We start from the raw sequence: 20,135 nt of genomic DNA, 5'->3' as shown, positions 1-20,135 counted from the left end.
CCGCCGTCTACGGCGTCAGGACGATCCGGCCGAACACCTCGCCGTCGTCCATCTTCCGGTGGGCCAGCGGGGCCTGCTCCAGCGGCAGCACCTCGTGCACCACCGACCGCAGGTCACCGCGGCCCGCGGCGGCGAACTGCTCGGCCCGTACGGCCTGTCGCGCGGACGGGTGCACGGTGTCGGCGCTGAACGTGGCGAACGACACCGACCTGCGGAACGCCGCCAGCAGGCGCGCGCCGAAGTCGGCCGGGGGGTGGCCGCCGACGACGCCGACGGCCACCATGCGCCCGTTCGGGGCGAGCCGGTCGATGAACGACGGCATGTCCGCACCGGCCACGATGTCGATGACGACGTCGTAGGAGTCGGGGGCGGTCGCGTCCCCGTCGCCCGCCCGGTCCAGCACATGGGTCGCGCCGAGCGCGCGCAGCCGGTCACCGCGCCGCGCCGACGACGTCGTGACCGCCACCGCCCCGGCCCCGCCACGGGCCGCGAGCTGCACCGTCATGATGCCGATGCTGCCGGCCGCGCCCCGCACCAGCACCGACTCGCCGGCGGTGAAGTGGGCGTGGGCCAGGGCGAAATGAGCCACGACCCCCGAGCTGCCCAACGTCACCGCGTCCGCGCCGGACAGGTCCGCGGGCAGCGGGAGGACCTCCTCGACGGAGGCGAGGGCCTGTTCCGCGTAGCCGCCGCCCAGGCCGGTGAACGCCCACACGCGCCGGCCGGTCCACGACGGGTCGACACCGGGGCCGACCGCCGTCACGGTCCCGGCGACCTCGCTGCCCGGGACGTGCCCCTCGGCGAATCCGTGGCCGGAGAGGGTGCCCCGGCGGATCACGGCGTCGACCCCGCCGACACCGATCACCTCGGTGGCGATCAGCACCTGCCCGTCGGCGGGAACCGGGTCCGGGAGGTCCGTCACGGTCAGCCCTTCCGGGCTCCCGAACGTCTGGATCGCGACTGCCTTCAACGTCTGCTCCTGGTCTCACGGAGGAAAGGGGGAGGCGGGGCCGGGCGCGGAGGGAGGCCGTGCCCCGACGTCCCCGGACGCTAACGGACGCCCCCGTCCGCTTGGTTAAAGTGAGAGAGGTGACCGTGCCTTTGCCTCACCCCCTGCGCTCGGACGCCCTGGACAACCGTGAGCGCGTCCTCGAAGCGGCGCGCACGCTGTTCGCCACCGAGGGCCTGAACGTCCCGATGCGCGAGATCGCACGGCACGCCGGCGTCGGCCCCGCCACCCTGTACCGCCGGTTCCCGACCAAGCGGACGCTGGTCGTCGAGGCCTACGCCGAAGAGGTGCGGGCGTGCCACGCCATCGTCGAGGAAGGGCTCGCCGACCCGGATCCGTGGAGCGGCTTCTGCCGCGTGATCGAGAAGACCTGTGAACTGCACATCGACAGCCTGGGGTTCACGGAGGCCTTCATGGCGGCCTACCCCGACGCGATGGACTTCGCCGCGGACCGCGGGCGGATGCTCGGCGCGGTCGCGGAGCTGGCCCGCCGCGCCCAGCGGGCCGGGGACCTGCGTCCCGACTTCGTCCCGGACGACCTGGTCATGGTGCTCATGGCGCACCGGGGCATCCACGCCACGTCGGCGGCCACCCGCCGGGCCACCTCCCGGCGTTTCGCCGCCCTCGTGATCCAGTCCTTCCAGACCTCCCCGACGCGGGCACCACTGCCCCCGGCCGCCCGCCAGGCCCCGCCCCCGCACGGGTGACCCGGGGCGGCGACCGGCCACCCCGCCGCGCCACCCGCCGGCACGCCTCCGCGTACCCCCGGCGTCGGACGGCTGAACGGCGCGCCTCCGCCGCCGTGTTCGGCCGCCGAACGGCGCCCCCGCGCCCTGTACGGAAGGGCCGCCCGCCGGCGTGTCCGGGTGGGGAGGTGAACGGCGTACGGCCGGGCGGCGACTGTGACGGGCGTGCATGTCACGGGTGTGACGTTCACGCAGGCCCTCTTGTGCAATTCCTGTGGAACCCTCAATCTTTCGGCTGACGCACGTGAACGGTCGTTGGCATTGTCATGGTCCTGCCAGCCGCCGTGCTCGTCCGTCTCCGACGCGCGCCCCACGCGCCACCCGCGCCGCGCGTGCGCCGGAACGCACCACACCCCCACAAGCACGCGCACCACCGACTGAGGAGGAACCCTCACATGACAGTGATGCGTCACCCCCGGCGAAGACTGACCGCCCTCGGCGCCGCGACCACCGCGGCCCTCGTCGCGAGCCTCGTCTCCGCTCTCCCCGCGGGTGCGGCCCCGTCCGCCCCCGAAGGCCGCATCCAGTACGCCGGTGACACCGACGCCGTGGCCGGCAGCTACATCGTGACCCTGAAGACGGACGAGGCCCGGTCCGGCTCCGCCGAGGGCCGCGCCCTGGCCGCGAAGTACGGCGCCGACATCGAGCGCACGTACACCAAGGCCCTCAACGGGTACGAGGTCGAGGCCTCCGAGACCGAGGCGAAACGTCTCGCCGCCGACCCGGCCGTCGCCTCGGTGATCCAGAACCGCACCTTCCACATCACCGGCACCCAGCCCAGCCCGCCCTCCTGGGGCCTGGACCGGATCGACCAGCAGAACCTCCCGCTGAACAGCTCCTACACCTACCCGGACTCCGCCGGGCAGGGCGTGACGGCGTACGTCATCGACACCGGCGTCCGCATCAGCCACAGCGACTTCGGCGGCCGCGCCTCCGACGGCTACGACGCCGTCGACAACGACAACACCGCCCAGGACGGCCACGGCCACGGCACCCACGTCGCCGGCACGGTCGCGGGCACCTCCTACGGCGTCGCCAAGAAGGCGAAGATCGTCGGCGTCCGGGTGCTGAACAACTCCGGCTCCGGCACCACCGCCCAGGTCGTCGCCGGCATCGACTGGGTGGCCCGCAACGCGGTCAAGCCGGCCGTCGCCAACATGTCCCTCGGCGGCGGCGCCGACAGCGCGATCGACACGGCCGTCCGCAACGCCATCGGCACCGGCGTCACCTTCGTCGTCGCGGCGGGCAACGAGTCCACCGACGCCTCCACCAAGTCCCCGGCCCGCGTGACCGAGGCGATCACCGTCGGCGCCACCACCTCCAGCGACGCCCGCGCCAGCTACTCCAACTACGGCTCGGTGCTGGACCTGTTCGCCCCGGGCTCCTCCATCACCTCCGCCTGGCGCACCAGCGACACGGCCACCAACACCATCTCCGGCACGTCGATGGCCAGCCCGCACGTCGCCGGCGCGGCCGCCCTGCACCTGGCCGACAACCCCTCGGCCACCCCGGCCCAGGTCTCCTCCGCGCTGACCGCCGCCGCCACCACCGGCGTCGTCGGCAGCCCGGGCACCGGCTCGCCCAACCGCCTGCTGCGCGTGGGCACCGGGGGCACCACCCCGCCCCCGACCGGTGACCGCTTCGAGAGCACGGCCGGCTACACCATCGCCGACAACTCCACCGTGGAGTCCCCGGTGACGGTCTCCGGCGTCTCCGGCAACGCGCCCTCGGGCCTGGCCGTCGAGGTCGACATCACCCACACCTACATCGGTGACCTCCAGGTCCAGCTGGTCGCCCCCGACGGCACGGCGTACACCCTCAAGGGGTACGGCACCGGCGGCAGCGCGGACAACATCAAGACCACGTACACCGTCAACGCCTCCTCGGAGACGGCGAACGGCACGTGGAAGCTGCGCGTCAGCGACAACGCGTCCTATGACACCGGCCGGCTGAACGGCTGGGCCCTGCAGTTCTGACCCGGCCCCGCGCCACCGGCACCACCTCCGTCCCCGGGAAGGGAAGCGGGCCGTACGGCCCGGCCCGCCCCGGGGACGGGGCACGCCGCCACCGCGCTTACGATGCGCCTCGTGTCCATACCTCCGCCCTCCGGGCCCCAGCCGCCGCAGTTCCCGTACGGAGGGCAGCCGGGCTTCGCGCCGTACGGGCTGTACGGACCGCAGGGGCCCCGGCCCCCGGCCGCCGTCAACGGCGTCGCCATCGCGGCCCTGGTGCTGGGCGTGCTCTGCTTCCTGCCGGCCTTCGGGCTGGTGCTCGGGCTGGTGGCGCTGTGGCAGATCAGGCGGCGCGGGGAGCGCGGGCGGGGGATGGCGATCGCCGGGGCGGTGCTGTCGTCGCTCGGGCTCGCGCTGTGGGTGGCGGCGCTCGCCACCGGGTACGCGGCCGACGTCTGGGAGGGCGTCAAGGACGGCACACGCGGCAACGGCGTCCTCGGCCTGCGCAAGGGCGACTGCTTCGACTCGCCCGGGGGCCTGGAGGGCTGGGCCACCGAGGCCGACCGGGTGCCCTGCGCGCGGGAGCACGACGGTGAGGTCTTCGCCGTCGTCACCGTCCCCGACGGCTCCTACCCGGGCGACGCCGAGCTCACCGGCACCGCCGACGAACGGTGCTACGGCCTCCAGGACGCCTACGTCATGGACCGCTGGGCGCTGCCCGCCACCGTGGACGTGTACTACCTCGTCCCGTCCCGGGAGAGCTGGGACTTCGGCGACCGGGAGATCACCTGCGTCTTCGGCGACCGGGACGCGCAGGCCACCCTCACCGGCTCGCTGCGCCGCGACGCGAGCACGCTCGACGCGCACCAGGTGGCCTACCTGAAGGCGGCGCACGTGCTCGACGACGCCGTGGACAAGGCCCCCGAGGCCGAGTTCGTCGAGGACGACCTGCCCGGGCACAAGGACTGGGCGCGGGAGATGACGGCGGCGCTCGCCGAGCAGACCCGGATGCTGCGCGCGCACGAGTGGCCGGCGGACGCGCGGCGGCCGGTGCGGGACCTCGTCGCCGACCTGGACGAGGCCGAGGGGGAGTGGGCGAAGGCCGCGGCGGCCGGCGACGCGGACACCTACTACGAGCACTACGACCGGGGGTGGGACCTCGTCGATCCCGACGGCTCGGTCACCGCACGCGAGGCTCTGGGGCTGGCCTCCTCCCCGCCCGAGTACGACGAGGAGACCGAGCGCGACAGCGAAAGCGGCGGCATGCGAGTGTGACGGTCGCCATAGCGGGGAGAAAGTGCCTGCGTAAAGCCCTCACGGGGTAGAAGTCATCACATCGAGTGATTCTCTGGCCTTCACTTGCCTGGCACAACCTACGGTTGCCACGCTGTTGCTGTCTGTACAACCTGATGGGAGCGGCCCGTGACATTCGGTGAGCAGCCGGCGTACCTGCGCGTCGCGGGTGATCTCCGCAAGAAGATCGTCGACGGCCGACTGCCGCCCCACACCCGGCTCCCCTCCCAGGCGCGCATCCGCGAGGAGTACGGCGTCTCGGACACCGTGGCGCTCGAGGCCCGCAAGGTGCTCATGGCGGAGGGGCTCGTCGAGGGCCGCTCCGGCTCGGGCACGTACGTGCGCGAGCGCCCGGTGCCGCGGCGGGTCGCCCGCTCCGGGTTCCGTCCCGAGCGCGGGGCCACGCCCTTCCGGCAGGAGCAGGCGGACGCGGGGATCCGGGGCACCTGGGAGTCCCACAGCGAGCAGAGGGACGCCTGCGCCCCGGTCGCCGAGCGGCTCGGCATCGAGCCAGGCGACCGCGTGATGCGCACCAGGTACCTCTTCCGGGAGGCCGGCGAGCCGATGATGCTCTCCACCTCCTGGGAGCCGCTCGCCCTGACCGGCCGGACCCCGGTCATGCTGCCCGAGGAAGGGCCGCTCGGCGGCATGGGCGTCGTCGAGCGCATGCGCGCCATCGACGTGATCGTGGACAACGTGACGGAGGAGGTCGGCGCCCGCCCCGGCCTCGCCGAGGAACTGCTCGTGCTGGGCGGCGTCCCCGGCCATGTCGTCCTGGTCATCCAGCGCACCTACTTCGCCTCGGGGCGGCCGGTGGAGACCGCCGACGTGGTCATCCCCGCCGACCGGTACCGGGCCTCCTACCACCTCCCGGTGAAGTAGCCCCCGCCCGCCTCCGCGCCTCCCCGCCTCCGCTTCCGCGCCTCCGCCTCGACTCCTCCCCGCTCCCGCGCGCTCCCTTCCGCGCCCCCCGCCGCGCGTCCACTCCGGCGCGCCGGCCCGGGCGCCACCGCGCCGACGCCGTAGCAATCTGGCCGTTTTCCCAGGTCGCCCCCGGAGTGGGGCGCACCGGGCGGTACGCCGCTGACCAAACGCGTCACCCCTCACGCACGGCGCATCCGCCCCTGTGCGCCCCCTGCGTTCTGGCCGGTTGCGTACCTCTTCGTGAAAAGGCGTATTCGCTCAGTGAAGGTAAGGCGTAGGGTCGGGCATATGCGGACTGCGGTTTCCTTACCGGGCGGGGCGCGGCACAGGCCGCGGGCGGGAAGTGGAGGGGAGCGATGAACGACGGCACGGTGACTCTTCCCTGGCTCGTCGTGCGTCAGGACGACAACGGCAATCGCTACCGGGTGGGCCGGTACGCGACCCGCGCCGAGGCCGAGCGGATCGCCGCCAGCCTCGACGAGCGCGGCCACAAACAGCTCTACTGGGTCGAGCGGATCGGCCGGAACGCGACCTCCCCGGACTGACCCGCCCCGCCACCGGGGTCACCCGGTACCCGGCCCGTACGCGCCCCGGCCCGCCCGCCGCCCCCGGCGCGTCGCTCCCGTAGGCTCCGGCGCATGGGTGAGCGGATCGTGGTGGTCGGGGCGGCGCTGTGGCACGAGGGGCGGCTGCTCGCCGCCCGGCGGAGTGCGCCCGCGGACCTGGCGGGCCGCTGGGAGCTGCCCGGCGGCAAGGTCGAACCGGGGGAGCGCCCGGACGCGGCCCTCGTACGGGAGTTGCGTGAGGAGCTGGGTGTCGACGCCGAGGCGGGCGAGCGCGTCCCGGGGGAGTGGCCGCTGCGGGCGCCGTACGTGATGCAGGTGTGGACCGCCCGTCTGAGTTCCGGTTCCCCCGCCCCCCGGCCCCTGGAGGACCACGACGAGCTGCGCTGGCTCACCCCCGACCGCGTCTGGGACGTCGACTGGATCGAGCACGACGTGCCGGCCGTCCGGGACACCCTCGCCCACGCCGCGGGGCGCCCGTGACCGCCCGTCAGCGGCAGGGCGCGTGAAGCGCGGCCGCGGCGTGCGGGGGCAGCGGCGGCGAGGCATGGGCGCCCTTCCGCGCCACTCGTGCCTCGATGCGCCGTCGAGCGCGATACACCGCCGTGGATATCGGGTATGGGCCCATTAACCCCATGAAACCGGACATGGCCGGACTCCCTCTGCCGGGAAGTGATCCGCGTGAGCGACTCCGATGGCGACCGCGCCGCGTGGACGTTCTCCGCGGATCCGGGCGCCGTGCGCGCCGCCCGCTCCGCCGTCCGTGACCAGCTGCGCCTGTGGGACCTCGACAGCGTCGGCGACCTGACGGCCCTGCTGGTCAGCGAGCTGGTCACCAACGCCCTGCGGCACGCCTCGGGCCCCATAGGCGTCCGCCTGCTACGTCCCACGGACGCGGCCCGGGTGCTCAGGGTGGAGGTCTCCGACACGCTCCCCGACCTCCCGCTCGCCCGCGACGCCCGGCCCGACGACGAGGGCGGCCGCGGACTGCGGCTCCTGGCCTCCGCCTCCCGCCGCTGGGGCGCCCGGCCCTGCGCCGCCGGGAAGACCGTGTGGTTCGAACTCGCGGTGCCACGATGACCCCTCGTACGGCCGTTCACCGCGGCCGCGCCCGGACCTCACGCCGAGTGACCGCTGCCGGGTCGCGGAGGTTGCCGACGAGGGGGGTTCGATGACGTGTCCGCTGGTTAGAAGACTGGAAGTGTTCTCACGGTACGGACCTAAAAGCATCGGGACCGTGCTGTGATCGTGAACACCGTGTTGTGCGGCGCCGTAGTGCTGGATACTGCGGGCAGCCGCCTCCGGTGACCGGTGCCGGGCGCGGTGAGCTGGAGGGGACGGTTCGCGTGAGCGAGATACCAGCGAAGGCCACGGAGTCCGAGGACCCGTCGGGCGGCGCGAAGGGCGGGGCCGCGGACGGCCCCGTCCTCGGCGACGCTCCGTCCGCCGACGCGATGTGGCAGACCAGTCCACCCGGCTCCATGTACGACTACATCAAGGTCGCCTCCTTCTCCATCGGCCCGGACGGGCTGGTCGACCAGTGGAGCCTGCGCGCCGAGCAGATCTTCGGCGTGCCCGCCGACCGCGCCGTCGGCATGGACCCCATCGAGGCGTTCCTCGAACCCGTCCGCCGGGAGCGCGGCCAGCGCAAGATGGCCGAGATCCTCGACGGCCGGGAGTGGACCGGAGTGGTGCCCTTCCGGCTGCCCGTGGACTCGGCGGTGGCGGACGAGCGCGACCGGGAGGGCCTGGCCGAGGTCTACGTCATGCCGACGCGCACCGAGGAGGGCGAGAAGGCCGCCGTCTGCATCGTCGTCGACGTCCGCACCCTGCGCCGCATCGAGACCGACCTCGCCGCCTCGCAGGCCATATTCGGCCAATCTCCCTTCGGCTTCCTGCTGATCGACCCCGACCTGCGGGTGCGCCGCGCCAACCAGCGGTTCGCGTCCATCTTCGGCGGCACCCCCGACGACCACCGCGGCAAGGGCGTGCACGACTACCTGCCGCGCGGCGAGGCCGAGCGGGTCGCCGCCACCCTGCGCCGGGTGCTGGAGACCGGCGACTCCATCACGGACATGCACGTCACCGGCTTCGTGCCGGACTCCGACGAGCGCCGCCACTGGTCGGTCAACCTCTACCGCGTGCACAGCGGCAGCGGACGCCCCATCGGCATCGCCTGGCTCGGCACCGACATCACCGCCCGCCGCGCCGCCGCCCGCGAGGCCGCCGCCGCCCGGCGCAATCTCGCCCTGCTCAACGAGGCGGGCGCCCGGATAGGGAACTCCCTCGACCTGGAGACCACCGCCCGCGAACTCCTCGACGTCGTCGTCCCCGGCTTCTGCGACCTGGCCACCGTCGACCTGTACCAGGGGCTGCTGGCCGGCGACGAGACCCCGCCCGGCCTCGCCGACGGCAGCGCGGAGGTGCGCCGCGTCGCCTTCGCCAGCGCCGTCTCCGAGGCGCCGTTCACCGGCACCGGGGAGCACGTGAAGCTCGGCGCCGTCCACCACTACCCGTTCAACTCGCCCTGCGCGGACGCCCTGCGCACCGCCCGCCCGCAGGCCGTGCCCGGCGAGGAGGGCGGCCTGGTGCAGTCCACGCTCGCCGTGCCGATGGTCGCCCACGACACGGTGGTGGGCCTCGCGCAGTTCGCCCGCACCAAGGGCAGCGAGCCGTTCGGCGACCGCGACCGCGACCTCGCGGTGGAACTGGCCGCGCGCGCCGCCGTCTGCATCGACAACGCCCGCCTCTACCGGCGCGAGCACGAACGCGCGCTGATACTGCAACGGTCGCTGCTCCCGCCCGGCGACCCGGAGGCCTCCGGCCTCGACATCGCCTGCCGCTACCTCCCCGGCAACGCGGCCACCGGCCGGCCCAGCGAGGTCGGCGGCGACTGGTTCGACGTCATCGAACTGCCCGGACACCGCACGGCGCTGGTCGTCGGCGACGTCATGGGGCGCGGTCTGCGCGCCGCGGTGGCGATGGGCGAACTGCGCACCGCCGTGCGCACCCTGGCCCAGCTCGACCTCGAACCGGCCGAGGTGCTCGCCCAGTTGGACGAGATCGCCCGGGGACTGGGCGCACCCGGCGGGCCCTCCCAGGCCTTCGGCTCCGCGGGAGGCGTCCAGCAGGCGACCCGCGCCGCCCGCCGCCCCCGCGAGGCCGACCTCTCCGAGGTCTACCTGGCGACCTGCGTCTACGCCGTCTACGACTCGGTGACCAGGCGCTGCACCTTCGCCAACGCGGGCCACCTGCCGCCGGTCCTGGTGGAACCGGGCGAGCCCGCGCTGATGCTGGACGTGCCGCCCGGCATGCCGCTCGGGGTCGGCGGGGAGCCCTTCGAGGAGGTGGAGGTCGAACTGCCCGAGGGTGCCCTGCTCGCCCTCTACACGGACGGCCTCGTCGAAAGCCGCGACCACCCCCTCGACGAGGGCCTCCAGGCCTTCGTGGGCGCCCTGACGGACCCCGTCCGCCCGTCACCCGGCCACCCCCCGGCGACCGCGCCGGGCGCCGGAGCCCACCCGAACCTGGAGGACGTCTGCGATCACGTCCTCAACACCCTCGACACCCACCACGGCGAGGACGACATCGCCCTGCTGATGGCACGTGTCCAGGGACTGCCCGCCGAGTCCGTCGGCGACTGGACCCTGCCCCGCGAGCCGCGCAGCGTGGGCCGGGCCCGCGAGTACGCCCGCGCGCAACTGACCGGCTGGGACATGGAGCCCCTGGTCGACACCACCGAGCTGCTGGTCAGCGAGCTGGTCACCAACGCCCTGCGCTACGGCGAGGGCGAGATCAGGCTCCGTCTCCTCCTCGACCGCACCCTGGTCTGCGAGGTCTGGGACTCGGGACTGGTCCAGCCCCGCCGGCGCCGTGCCCGCGACACCGACGAGGGCGGCCGGGGCCTCCAGCTCGTCGGCCTGCTCAGCGCGGCCTGGGGCTCCCGCCGTACGCCCCGGGGCAAGACGGTCTGGTTCGAACTGCCGCTGCCCGGTCCCGACACCAGCCTCACCGACCCGGCGGAGGCCCTGCTCAGCCTGTTCTGACCACCACACGCCGGAACCGAACACCCGTACGCGTCGTCCTCTCCCCCAACACCGGTCACACGGCCGGCCGAGGGTGGGGAGGCCGCGGATGGAGCACACACGGGCGCGGGAACCGGAGGACACCGAGGCCGAGAACGGCCCCCGGGAAGCCGCGGAACGGGACGGCCTGGACGGCCCGCCCGGCCCCGACGGCAGCCCGTCCGCGCCGGAACCGGAACGCCGCCGCCCCTGGGCGCGCCGGCTCCGGCGCATCGCCCTCGCGCTGGTCCTCGTCCTCCTCGTGCCCGTCCTCACCGCCGAGACGGCCCTGTGGATCAACTTCACCGGCGACCCGGCGGACGGCACCCGCACCCGCGACCGGGACGCCCTCTGGCTCGGGCACGCCTGGGTCGACGGGCGGAAGAAGGACGCTGACGTCACCGCCCTCGCCCGCCGCCTCGACGGCACCGGCATCCGCGACCTGTACGTCCACTCCGGCCCGCTGGAGCACGACGGCACCCTGCCGAAGTCGGCCTACCCCCGCGCGCGCTGGTTCATCGACGCCGTCCACCGGGAGCTGCCCGGGGTCCGCGTGCAGGCCTGGCTCGGCGACATCCTCGCCCCCGAGCACCCCGAGGCCCTGCACCTGGAGCGCGCCGGGTCCCGCGCCGCGATCCTCCGCTCCACCCGCGAGATCCTGGACACCGGTTACGACGGTGTCCACTTCGACCTGGAGCCCCTGCACTCAGGCGACGGCAACTACCTGAAGCTCCTGGACGCCCTGCACGAGGAGACGGCCTCGCGCGACGTCCCGCTCTCCGTCGCCGCCCACCAGATCGACCCGCTCCCCGCCTTCCACTCCTTCTGGGGCACGCTCACCGGCCACCCCAAGTGGTGGTCCCAGGAGTACTTCGGGCAGGTGGCCCGCCGCGTCGACCAGATCGCCGTGATGTCGTACGACACCATCCAGCCCCTGGAGGGCACCTACGGCGGGTACGTCGCCCAGCAGACCGCCCTAGCCCTGGAGGTCACCCCGCCCTCCACCGACCTGCTGATGGGCCTTCCCTTCTTCAAGGAGAACCGGTTCGGCCACTGGGCCCACGCCGAGACCGTGCCCGCCGCCGTCCGGGGTGTCCGCCTCGGCCTGTCCCGCACCGACGCCGACCGCGCCCGCTTCGGCGTCGCCCTGTACGTCGACTTCGCGGCGACGGAGGCGGACTGGAAGGCCTACCGGGAGGGCTGGCTCGACGCGCCGTGACCGGGGCTCAGGTACGCCGCCGGATCCTGTCGCCCAGCCACACCAGCGGGTCGTACTTGCGGTCGACGGCCCGCTCCTTCAACGGGATCAGCGCGTTGTCCGTGATCCTGATCCCCTCGGGGCAGACCTCCGTGCAGCACTTGGTGATGTTGCAGTAGCCGAGGCCGTGTTCGTCCTGGGCGGCGCGCCCGCGGTCCAGGCCGCTCTCCTCGGCCGCGTCCAGCGGGTGCATGTCGAGTTCCGCGACCCGCATCAGGAAGCGCGGTCCCGCGAACGCCTGCTTGTTCTCCTCGTGGTCGCGCACCACGTGGCAGGTGTCCTGGCACAGGAAGCACTCGATGCACTTGCGGAACTCCTGCGAGCGGTCCACGTCCTCCTGCATCATCCGGTACTCGCCCGGTGCGACCCCCTCGGGCGGCACGAAGGCCGGGACCTGGCGGGCCTTGGCGTAGTTGAAGCCGACGTCCGTCACCAGGTCGCGGATCACCGGGAAGGCCCGCAGCGGGGTCACGGTGATCGTCTCGTCCCGCCCGAACACCGACATCCGGGTCATGCACAGCAGCCGGGGGCGCCCGTTGATCTCCGCCGAGCACGAACCGCACTTGCCGGCCTTGCAGTTCCAGCGCACGGCGAGGTCGGGGGCCTGGGTGGCCTGGAGGCGGTGGATGATGTCGAGGACCACCTCGCCGTCGTTCACCTCGACCGCGAAGTCCTCCAGGCCGCCGCCCCCGACGTCCCCGCGCCACACCTTGAAGCGGGCCTCGTAGCTGCTCACTCGTACAGCTCCTCTTCGGCGAGGTACTTGACCAGCTCCTCCTTCTCGAAGAGGGCGAGCAGGTCCGGGCGGATGGGTTCGGTGGTCTCGCGGGTCAGGGCGATCCGGCCGCGCACCGGGTCACCGTCCGCGGGGCCGGCCAGCGTGCACAGCAGGTTGACGTTGCGCCAGGCGCGGTCCATCGCCGCGTGGTCCTCGCGGGTGTGCCCGCCGCGCGACTCGGTGCGCTCCAGCGCCGCCCGGGCCACGCACTCGCTGACCAGCAGCATGTTCCTGAGGTCCAGGGCGAGGTGCCAGCCCGGGTTGAACTGCCGGTGCCCCTCTACCCCGGCCCGGCGGGCCCGTGCCCGCAGCTCGGCCAGCTTCTCCAGGGCGCGCTCCATCTCGTGCTCGCGCCGGATGATGCCGACCAGGTCGTTCATCGTCTGCTGGAGCTCCTGGTGCAGGGTGTACGGGTTCTCCGGCGGGCCGTCGCCCGGTGCCTCCCCTTCCGCGGAGAACGGGCGCAGGGCCTCCGCGGCGGCCGCGTCGACCTGTACGTCGTCCACCCGGGGCCGCGCGGCCCCCGCCCCACCCGCGTACTCCGCCGCGTGCAGGCCGGCCCGGCGCCCGAACACCAGCAGGTCGGACAGCGAGTTCCCGCCGAGCCGGTTGGAGCCGTGCATCCCGCCGGCCACCTCACCGGCCGCGAACAGCCCCGGCACCCCGCGCGCCGCGGCCGAGTCGGAGTCGACGGCGATGCCGCCCATCACGTAGTGGCAGGTCGGCCCGACCTCCATCGCCTCCGCCGTGATGTCGACGTCCGCCAGCTCCTTGAACTGGTGGTACATCGACGGCAGCCGCCGTTTGATCACCTCGGCCGGCATCCGCGTGGACACGTCCAGGAAGACCCCGCCGTGCGGGGAGCCGCGGCCCGCCTTCACCTCGGCGTTGATCGCGCGGGCCACCTCGTCGCGCGGGAGCAGCTCGGGCGGGCGCCGGTTGTGGTCCGGGTCGTCGTACCAGCGGTCGCCCTCGTCCTCGGACTCGGCGTACTTGTCCTTGAAGACGTCCGGGATGTAGTCGAACATGAACCGCTTGCCCTCGGCGTTGCGCAGCACCCCGCCGTCGCCGCGCACCGACTCGGTGACGAGGATGCCCTTCACCGACGGCGGCCAGACCATGCCCGTCGGGTGGAACTGCACGAACTCCATGTTCAGCAGGGGAGCGCCCGCGAGCAGCGCCAGCGCGTGGCCGTCGCCGGTGTACTCCCACGAGTTCGACGTCACCTTGAACGACTTGCCGATGCCGCCGGTCGCGATCACCACGGCGGGCGCCTCCAGCACGAAGAAGCGGCCGGACTCCCGCTCGTAGCCGAAGACCCCCGAGACCCTCTCCCCGTCCTTCAGCACGCGGGTGACCGTGCACTCCTGGAAGACCTTCAGCCGGGACTCGTAGTCGCCGGTCTCGCGGAAGTCCTCCTGCTGGAGGGCGACGATCCTCTGCTGGAGCGTGCGGATCAGCTCCAGGCCGGTGCGGTCGCCGACGTGCGCGAGGCGCGGGTACTCGTGGCCGCCGAAGTTGCGCTGCGAGATCCGGCCGTCCTTCGTCCGGTCGAACAGCGCGCCCCAGGTCTCCAGCTCCCACACCCGCTGCGGCGCCTCCTGGGCGTGCAGCTCGGCCATCCGCCACTGGTTGAGGAACTTCCCGCCGCGCAGGGTGTCGCGGAAGTGGACCTGCCAGTTGTCCCCGGCGTTGACGTTGCCCATCGCGGCCGCGATGCCGCCCTCGGCCATCACCGTGTGCGCCTTGCCGAAGAGCGACTTGCAGATCACGGCCGTACGGGCGCCCCGTTCGCGCGCCTCGATGGCGGCGCGCAGTCCGGCGCCGCCCGCACCGACCACGACGACGTCCCATTCCTGCCGGTCGACCACGGGCATCAGTGAAGTCCCCACTCAGCTAGAAGAAGCGCGGATCGTCGAAGGCACCGGACGCGACGAGGTACACGTAGAGGTCGGCGAGGGCCACGCTGACCAGCGACGCCCAGGCGAGCTGCATGTGCCGGGCGTTCAGCCGGCCCACCCACCGCCACATCCGGTAGCGCACCGGGTGCTTCGAGAAGTGCTTCAGCTTCCCGCCGACGATGTGCCGGCAGGAGTGGCAGGAGAGGGTGTACGCCCAGATCAGCACGATGTTGACGAGGAAGACCAGCGTGCCGAGGCCCATGTGCCCCCACGCGTAGTGCTCGTCCCGGAAGGCGAGCACGGTGTCGTAGGTCAGGATGCCGGCCACCGGCAGGGCCGCGTAGAAGAAGTACCGGTGGATGTTCTGCAGGATCAGCGGGAAGCGGGTCTCCCCGGTGTACCGGGCGTGCGGTTCGGCGACCGCGCAGGCCGGCGGGGACGCCCAGAAGCCCCGGTAGTAGGCCTTGCGGTAGTAGTAGCAGGTCAGGCGGAAGCCGAGCGGGAAGATCAGGATGATGATCGCCGGTGAGATGCCCCACCAGCTGCCGAACAGGTCCGCGTTCGGTCCGGCCCTCATCGGCTCGCAGTTCTCCGCCAGGCACGGCGAGTAGAACGGCGAGACGTACGGGGCGGCGTAGTAGTCGGCGTTGGCGAAGGCCCGCCAGGTCGAGTAGACGACGAAGGCGAGCAGCCCGGCCGCGGTGGCGGCCGGGGCCAGCCACCAGCGGTCGGTCCGCAGGTGCGGGGCGCCGATCGCGGCGCGCGTACCCGTTCGTACGCCGCCGCCTCGGCGTCGGGGTCGTGCGGCGGGGGGTTCCGTACCAGTGGCCACGTGTCCACTCCGGTCGGGGTCAGGGGGCGCGGCGGTCGCGGGCGCCGAGACCCTCGTCGTCGGTGTCCACCCACAGCGACGGGTCGTACGGCGTGTCGGAGATGGTCACGAGATCGGGGCGCTGCTGCGGGGCCATGGCGGCGTCGGCCGTCTCCCGCAGCAGCGCGACGCTCTCGCGCAGATGGTTGGTGTCGGCGCGGACGCGGCGCATCTCCAGGCCGCCGCTGCCCAGCTGCTGCTCCAGGCGCCCCACCGACCGGTTCAGGTCGTCGAGGCAGCGCTGGACGGATGCCAGTTCGTCGTGCACGGACATGACTTGCCCTCACTTCCACGGGTCCTTCGGGCCCCAGGCGGCAATGTTCATGCGCCTGCGAGTGTTGCGCGTCACACCTCGTGCTGTGAAGGGACGTGCATCGATTGGCCGAGGCGAATGGGTGCACCGCCGGGTGCGTTGCGCCGCACGAGTGGGCTTGCCACCCGTGGCCGCCGTGTCGTCCTGAGTCGTCGAACCCTTTCCTCTTCAGTGGGCCGCATAGATCGGATGAGCGCCAAATACCACCAAAAGTGATCGTAACGCCCTCGGCTTCCCGGAGGTAACCAGAGATGTCCCACGACGGCGTCGGCCCGCGCGCGGTCACGCGCTCGGTCGCCTTCCTCACCGCGGGTGTGCTCGCGGTGCCCGCGCTGGCCGGATGCGGCTCCGCCGACCCCGCGGGCCGGCCCCTCGCCGGGCAGGACATCGCGCGCGCCGACCGGGCCCGGATCGCCGACGGGGGCACCCTGCGCTGGGCCGTGGACAGCGTCCCGGCCACCCTGAACACCTTCCAGGCGGACGCCGACGCCACCACCTCCCGGATCGCGGGGGCCGTCCTGCCGTCGCTGTACCGGATGGACGGCCGCGGGCGGCCGGTGCGCAACGCGGACTACCTGGAATCCGCCGAGGTGGTCGAGACCGAGCCCAAACAGGTCGTCCTGTACAAGCTGAACCAGCAGGCCGTGTGGAGCGACGGCCGCGAGATCGGCGCCGCCGACTTCGCCGCCCAGTGGCGCGCCCTGTCCGGCAAGGACACCGCCTACTGGACCGCCCGCAACGCCGGCTACGACCGCATCGAGAAGATCGAGCGGGGCAAGGGGAACCTGGAGGTCAGGGTCACCTTCAGTCGCCCCTACGCCGACTGGCGGTCCCTGTTCACCCCGCTGTACCCCAAGGACGTCATGGCCGCCCCTGACGCCTTCAACGACGGGGCCCGCAAGAAGCTGAAGGTCACCGCAGGACCCTTCACGGTGAAGAAGGTCGACGGCAAGAAGGACGAGGTCACCCTCACCCGCAATGTGCGCTGGTGGGGCGAGCCGGCGAAGCTCTCCACGATCGTGCTGCGCTCCGTCCCCCGGGACAAGCGGATCACCGCCCTCAGCGCGGGGACCGTCGACCTGGCCGAGATCGACCCGTCCGCCGCCCGCCGCATCACCGTCGCCGCGCTCCAGCGGGGCACCGCCACCCCGCTCGCGGGTCCAGGGGCCCACCGGTCCGCCGCGGACGCGCTGCGCTCCTGGGCGGTCGCCAACGGCTCCGACGAGGAGGCCGCCGACGAGGAGATCTCCGCCCGCGCGAAACTGCGCCGCAAGACCGCGAAGTACGCCCGTCAGCAGCGGGCCCTCGGCGGCTTCGAGGTGCGCAAGTCACTGGAGCCCGCCTACACCCAGCTCGCCCTCAACGGCGCCGAGGGCCCCCTCGCCGACGAGCGGGTCCGCCGTGCCGTGGCCCGCGCGCTGGACCGCGAGGCCATCGCCGAGGCGGTCCTGGCACCCCTCGGACTGCCCGCCCGGCCCGTCGGCAGCCACCTCGCGCTGTCCGGGCAGGCCGCCTACGCCGACAACAGCGGCGCCCTCGGGGAGCAGGACACCAAGGAGGCCAGGGCGCTGCTCGCGGACGCCGGATGGGTGCCGGGCGGACCGGTCGAGGAGAAGAAGGACGAGGAGGAGCAGGCGGCCGGCGCGGAGGGGGAGGAGGACTCCGGAAACGGGGCCGAGGACGCGTCCGACGGCGGCGACGACGGCACGTACATCGTCGGTGAGGACGACGAGAGCGACGAGGACGAGGGGGACCAGGGAGACGAGGGGGACGGCGGCGACGACAAGGCGCCGCGGGACTCTGGCACCGGCACCCGGAACCTGCAGCAGGGCGGCGCCCCCGGCGCCTACGCCCCCAAGGGCACCGCCGCCCCCGCCCGGGCCGAAACCGCTCCCGTGGCCAAGGACGGCAAGGCGCTCACCCTCCGCTTCGTGCTGCCCTCGGGGCCCGGCTCGGACACGCTGCGCACCGTGGCCGGCCGGATCTCGGCGATGCTGGAGCGGATCGGGATCCGTACGGAGATCACCAAGGTCGACGACGAGAGCTACTTCAAGGACCACATCGCCTCCGGCGCGTACGACCTCGCCCTGTACTCCTGGCCGGCGACCGCCTTCCCCGCCACCGACGCCCGCCCCGTCTACGCCAAACCGGTCCCGGGCGCCGACGGCTCCCTGAACGTGGAGCAGAACTACACGCGCGTCGGCACCGACCAGGTCGACCAGCTCTTCGACCAGGCCATCGCCACGCTCGACGACTCCGAGCGCCGCGCCCTGATCCGCAAGGCGGACTCCCGCATCTGGGCGGCGGCCGGTTCCATCCCGCTCTACCAGCGCCCCCAGCTCACCGCGGCCCGCGAGGACCTGGCCAACGCCGGCGCCTTCGGGTTCCGCACGCCGGTGTACGAGGACATGGGCTTCCTGAAGAAGTCCGCGCAGGGTCCGTCCGGCTCACCGGGCCGCGACTGACCCGGCCGGAAACGGACGGGAGCGGCACACCCCCGCGGGGGTGTGCCGCTCCCGTCCGTCGGCCGGTCCGGGCCGGGATCAGCCGTGCTTGGCGCGGCTGGCGGCGCGGGCCCGCTCGCGGGCGTCCAGGTTCACCTTGCGGATGCGGACCGCCTCCGGGGTCACCTCGACGCACTCGTCGTCGCGGCAGAACTCCAGGGACTGCTCCAGGGAGAGCTTGCGCGGCGGGACGATCGCCTCGAACGAGTCGGCCGAGGACGACCGCATGTTGGTGAGCTTCTTCTCCTTGGTGATGTTGACGTCCATGTCGTCGGCGCGGGAGTTCTCGCCGACGATCATGCCCTCGTACACCTCGGTTCCGGGCTCGACGAACAGCACGCCGCGCTCCTGGAGGTTCGTCATCGCGAACGCGGTGACGGCACCGGAGCGGTCGGCGACCAGGGAGCCGTTGTTACGGGTGGTGAGCGTGCCGAACCAGGGCTCGTGGCCCTCGTGGATGGAGTGGGCGATGCCCGTGCCGCGGGTCTGGGTCAGGAACTCGGTACGGAAACCGATCAGACCGCGGGACGGCACCACGAACTCCATGCGCACCCAGCCCGAGCCGTGGTTGGACATGTTGTCCATCCGGCCCTTGCGGACGCCCATGAGCTGCGTGACCGCGCCCATGTGCTCCTCGGGCACGTCGATCGTCATGCGCTCGACGGGCTCGTACGTCTTGCCGTCGACGTCCTTGGTGACGACCTGCGGCTTGCCGATCGTCAGCTCGAAGCCCTCGCGGCGCATCTGCTCGACCAGGATGGCCAGCGCCAGCTCACCGCGGCCCTGCACCTCCCAGGCGTCCGGACGCTCGGTGTCCAGGACGCGGAGCGAGACGTTGCCGATGAGCTCGCGGTCCAGGCGGTCCTTGACCTGGCGGGCGGTGACCTTGCGGTCCTTCACGGCCGCCTTCGCGTCGGCGCCCTTGCCGGTGCCGCCGCGGCCGACCAGCGGAGAGGTGTTGGTGCCGATGGTCATGGAGATCGCCGGCTCGTCCACCGTGATCAGCGGCAGCGGGACGGGGTTCTCGGTGTCCGCGAGGGTCTCGCCGATCATGATGTCCGGGATGCCCGCGACGGCGCAGATGTCACCGGGGCCGGCCTTCTCGGCGGGCTTGCGGGTGAGCGCCTCGGTCATCATCAGCTCGGAGATGCGCACGTTGGAGACGGACCCGTCGCGCTTCATCCAGGCGACGGTCTGCCCCTTCTTCAGCTCGCCCTGGTGCACGCGCAGCAGCGCGATACGGCCGAGGAAGTTGTCCGCGTCGAGGTTGGTGACGTGGGCCTGGAGCGGGGCGCCCTCCTCGTAGGTGGGGGCGGGGATGTGCTCCAGGATCGCGGAGAAGAACGGCTCCAGGGAGTCGGAGTCGGCCGGGACCGTGCCGTCCTGCGGCTTGGTCAGGGAGGCGACGCCGTCCCGTCCGCAGGCGTAGACGATCGGGAACTCGATCTGCTCCTCGTCGGCGTCCAGGTCGAGGAAGAGGTCGTAGGTCTCGTTGACGACCTCGTCGATCCGGGAGTCCGGCCGGTCCGTCTTGTTGATGCACAGGATGATGGGCAGCCGCTGCTGGAGCGCCTTGCGCAGCACGAAGCGGGTCTGCGGCAGCGGGCCCTCCGAGGCGTCCACCAGCAGCACGACACCGTCGACCATCGACAGGCCGCGCTCGACCTCACCGCCGAAGTCGGCGTGGCCGGGGGTGTCGATGATGTTGATGGTGATCGGGTCCCCGCCGACCTTGGGGTGGTACTTCACCGCCGTGTTCTTGGCGAGGATCGTGATGCCCTTCTCACGCTCCAGGTCGTTCGAGTCCATCATGCGGTCGTCGACGGAGTCGAGCTGATGGGCGGCGAAGGCGCCGGCCTGCTTGAGCATGCCGTCGACGATGGTGGTCTTGCCGTGGTCGACGTGAGCGACGATGGCGACGTTGCGGATGTCGTGACGCGTAGTTGTCACAGCCATGAA

General features: G+C 72.7%; 15 protein-coding genes and 1 pseudogene. 10 read left to right on the top strand and 6 right to left on the bottom strand.

The window, feature by feature from the left end:
• Positions 1-7: 7 nt before the first annotated feature.
• Positions 8-970, bottom strand: a complete 963-nt coding sequence (locus FHX78_RS12000) for a zinc-binding dehydrogenase (protein ID WP_145867434.1) — start codon at positions 968-970, stop codon at positions 8-10.
• A 119-nt stretch (positions 971-1,089) separates the two neighbouring features.
• Here FHX78_RS12000 and FHX78_RS11995 point away from each other — a divergent pair, with 119 nt between their 5' ends.
• From FHX78_RS11995 to FHX78_RS11955, 9 genes and pseudogenes are all read left to right on the top strand, one after another.
• The gene (locus FHX78_RS11995) at positions 1,090-1,716 is read left to right on the top strand and encodes a TetR/AcrR family transcriptional regulator (RefSeq protein ID WP_189908518.1); all 627 of its coding nucleotides are present in this window, start codon (positions 1,090-1,092) and stop codon (positions 1,714-1,716) included.
• Positions 1,717-2,150: 434 nt separating this feature from the next.
• A complete protein-coding gene (locus tag FHX78_RS11990; RefSeq protein WP_145867432.1) occupies positions 2,151-3,731 on the top strand; it encodes a S8 family peptidase in 1,581 nt (526 codons plus the stop codon).
• Between the two features lie 111 nt (positions 3,732-3,842).
• Entirely contained in the window at positions 3,843-4,982 is a 1,140-nt protein-coding gene (locus FHX78_RS11985; RefSeq protein ID WP_373312984.1) for a DUF4190 domain-containing protein, read from the top strand.
• 147 nt (positions 4,983-5,129) lie between these two features.
• Positions 5,130-5,882 (top strand): GntR family transcriptional regulator, encoded by a 753-nt coding sequence (locus FHX78_RS11980; protein WP_145867430.1) that lies wholly within the window; start codon positions 5,130-5,132, stop codon positions 5,880-5,882.
• A gap of 353 nt (positions 5,883-6,235) precedes the next feature.
• Positions 6,236-6,469 (top strand): annotated as a pseudogene (locus tag FHX78_RS11975) (SPOR domain-containing protein); the annotation flags it as partial.
• Between the two features lie 93 nt (positions 6,470-6,562).
• Positions 6,563-6,970: a (deoxy)nucleoside triphosphate pyrophosphohydrolase gene (locus FHX78_RS11970; RefSeq protein WP_145867428.1), complete on the top strand. Its 408-nt coding sequence runs from the start codon at positions 6,563-6,565 to the stop codon at positions 6,968-6,970.
• 189 nt (positions 6,971-7,159) lie between these two features.
• Positions 7,160-7,567 (top strand): ATP-binding protein, encoded by a 408-nt coding sequence (locus FHX78_RS11965; RefSeq protein ID WP_145867427.1) that lies wholly within the window; start codon positions 7,160-7,162, stop codon positions 7,565-7,567.
• A 266-nt stretch (positions 7,568-7,833) separates the two neighbouring features.
• Positions 7,834-10,533, top strand: coding sequence for a SpoIIE family protein phosphatase (locus FHX78_RS11960; RefSeq protein WP_145867426.1), 2,700 nt, complete (start codon positions 7,834-7,836; stop codon positions 10,531-10,533).
• Positions 10,534-10,621: 88 nt separating this feature from the next.
• Positions 10,622-11,770 (top strand): glycoside hydrolase family 18 protein, encoded by a 1,149-nt coding sequence (locus tag FHX78_RS11955; protein ID WP_145867425.1) that lies wholly within the window; start codon positions 10,622-10,624, stop codon positions 11,768-11,770.
• A gap of 7 nt (positions 11,771-11,777) precedes the next feature.
• Here FHX78_RS11955 and FHX78_RS11950 read toward each other — a convergent pair whose 3' ends face one another.
• Genes FHX78_RS11950 through FHX78_RS11935 form a run of 4 tightly spaced genes read right to left on the bottom strand, consistent with a single transcriptional unit; the run spans position 11,778 to position 15,633 of the window.
• Positions 11,778-12,545 carry a succinate dehydrogenase/fumarate reductase iron-sulfur subunit gene (locus FHX78_RS11950; protein ID WP_145867424.1) on the bottom strand — a complete coding sequence of 256 codons (768 nt, stop codon included), beginning with the start codon at positions 12,543-12,545 and terminating at the stop codon, positions 11,778-11,780.
• A complete protein-coding gene (locus FHX78_RS11945; protein WP_145867423.1) occupies positions 12,542-14,464 on the bottom strand; it encodes a fumarate reductase/succinate dehydrogenase flavoprotein subunit in 1,923 nt (640 codons plus the stop codon). Before FHX78_RS11945 ends, FHX78_RS11950 begins: the two co-directional genes overlap by 4 nt.
• A gap of 19 nt (positions 14,465-14,483) precedes the next feature.
• Positions 14,484-15,320: a hypothetical protein gene (locus FHX78_RS11940; protein WP_145867422.1), complete on the bottom strand. Its 837-nt coding sequence runs from the start codon at positions 15,318-15,320 to the stop codon at positions 14,484-14,486.
• A gap of 19 nt (positions 15,321-15,339) precedes the next feature.
• Entirely contained in the window at positions 15,340-15,633 is a 294-nt protein-coding gene (locus FHX78_RS11935) for a hypothetical protein (protein WP_145867421.1), read from the bottom strand.
• Positions 15,634-15,923: 290 nt separating this feature from the next.
• On the opposite strand from FHX78_RS11935, the gene FHX78_RS11930 reads away from it, so the two are divergent.
• Positions 15,924-18,137 carry an ABC transporter family substrate-binding protein gene (locus FHX78_RS11930; RefSeq protein WP_145867420.1) on the top strand — a complete coding sequence of 738 codons (2,214 nt, stop codon included), beginning with the start codon at positions 15,924-15,926 and terminating at the stop codon, positions 18,135-18,137.
• Positions 18,138-18,215: 78 nt separating this feature from the next.
• Here FHX78_RS11930 and typA read toward each other — a convergent pair whose 3' ends face one another.
• Positions 18,216-20,132 carry a translational GTPase TypA gene (typA, locus tag FHX78_RS11925; RefSeq protein ID WP_145867419.1) on the bottom strand — a complete coding sequence of 639 codons (1,917 nt, stop codon included), beginning with the start codon at positions 20,130-20,132 and terminating at the stop codon, positions 18,216-18,218.
• Positions 20,133-20,135 lie beyond the last annotated feature (3 nt).

The organism is Streptomyces capillispiralis (genome assembly GCF_007829875.1).
Classification (GTDB): domain Bacteria; phylum Actinomycetota; class Actinomycetes; order Streptomycetales; family Streptomycetaceae; genus Streptomyces; species Streptomyces capillispiralis.
The sequence above is the reverse complement of the archived record's forward strand: the minus strand, read 5'-3'. Positions and strand labels throughout refer to the sequence as shown.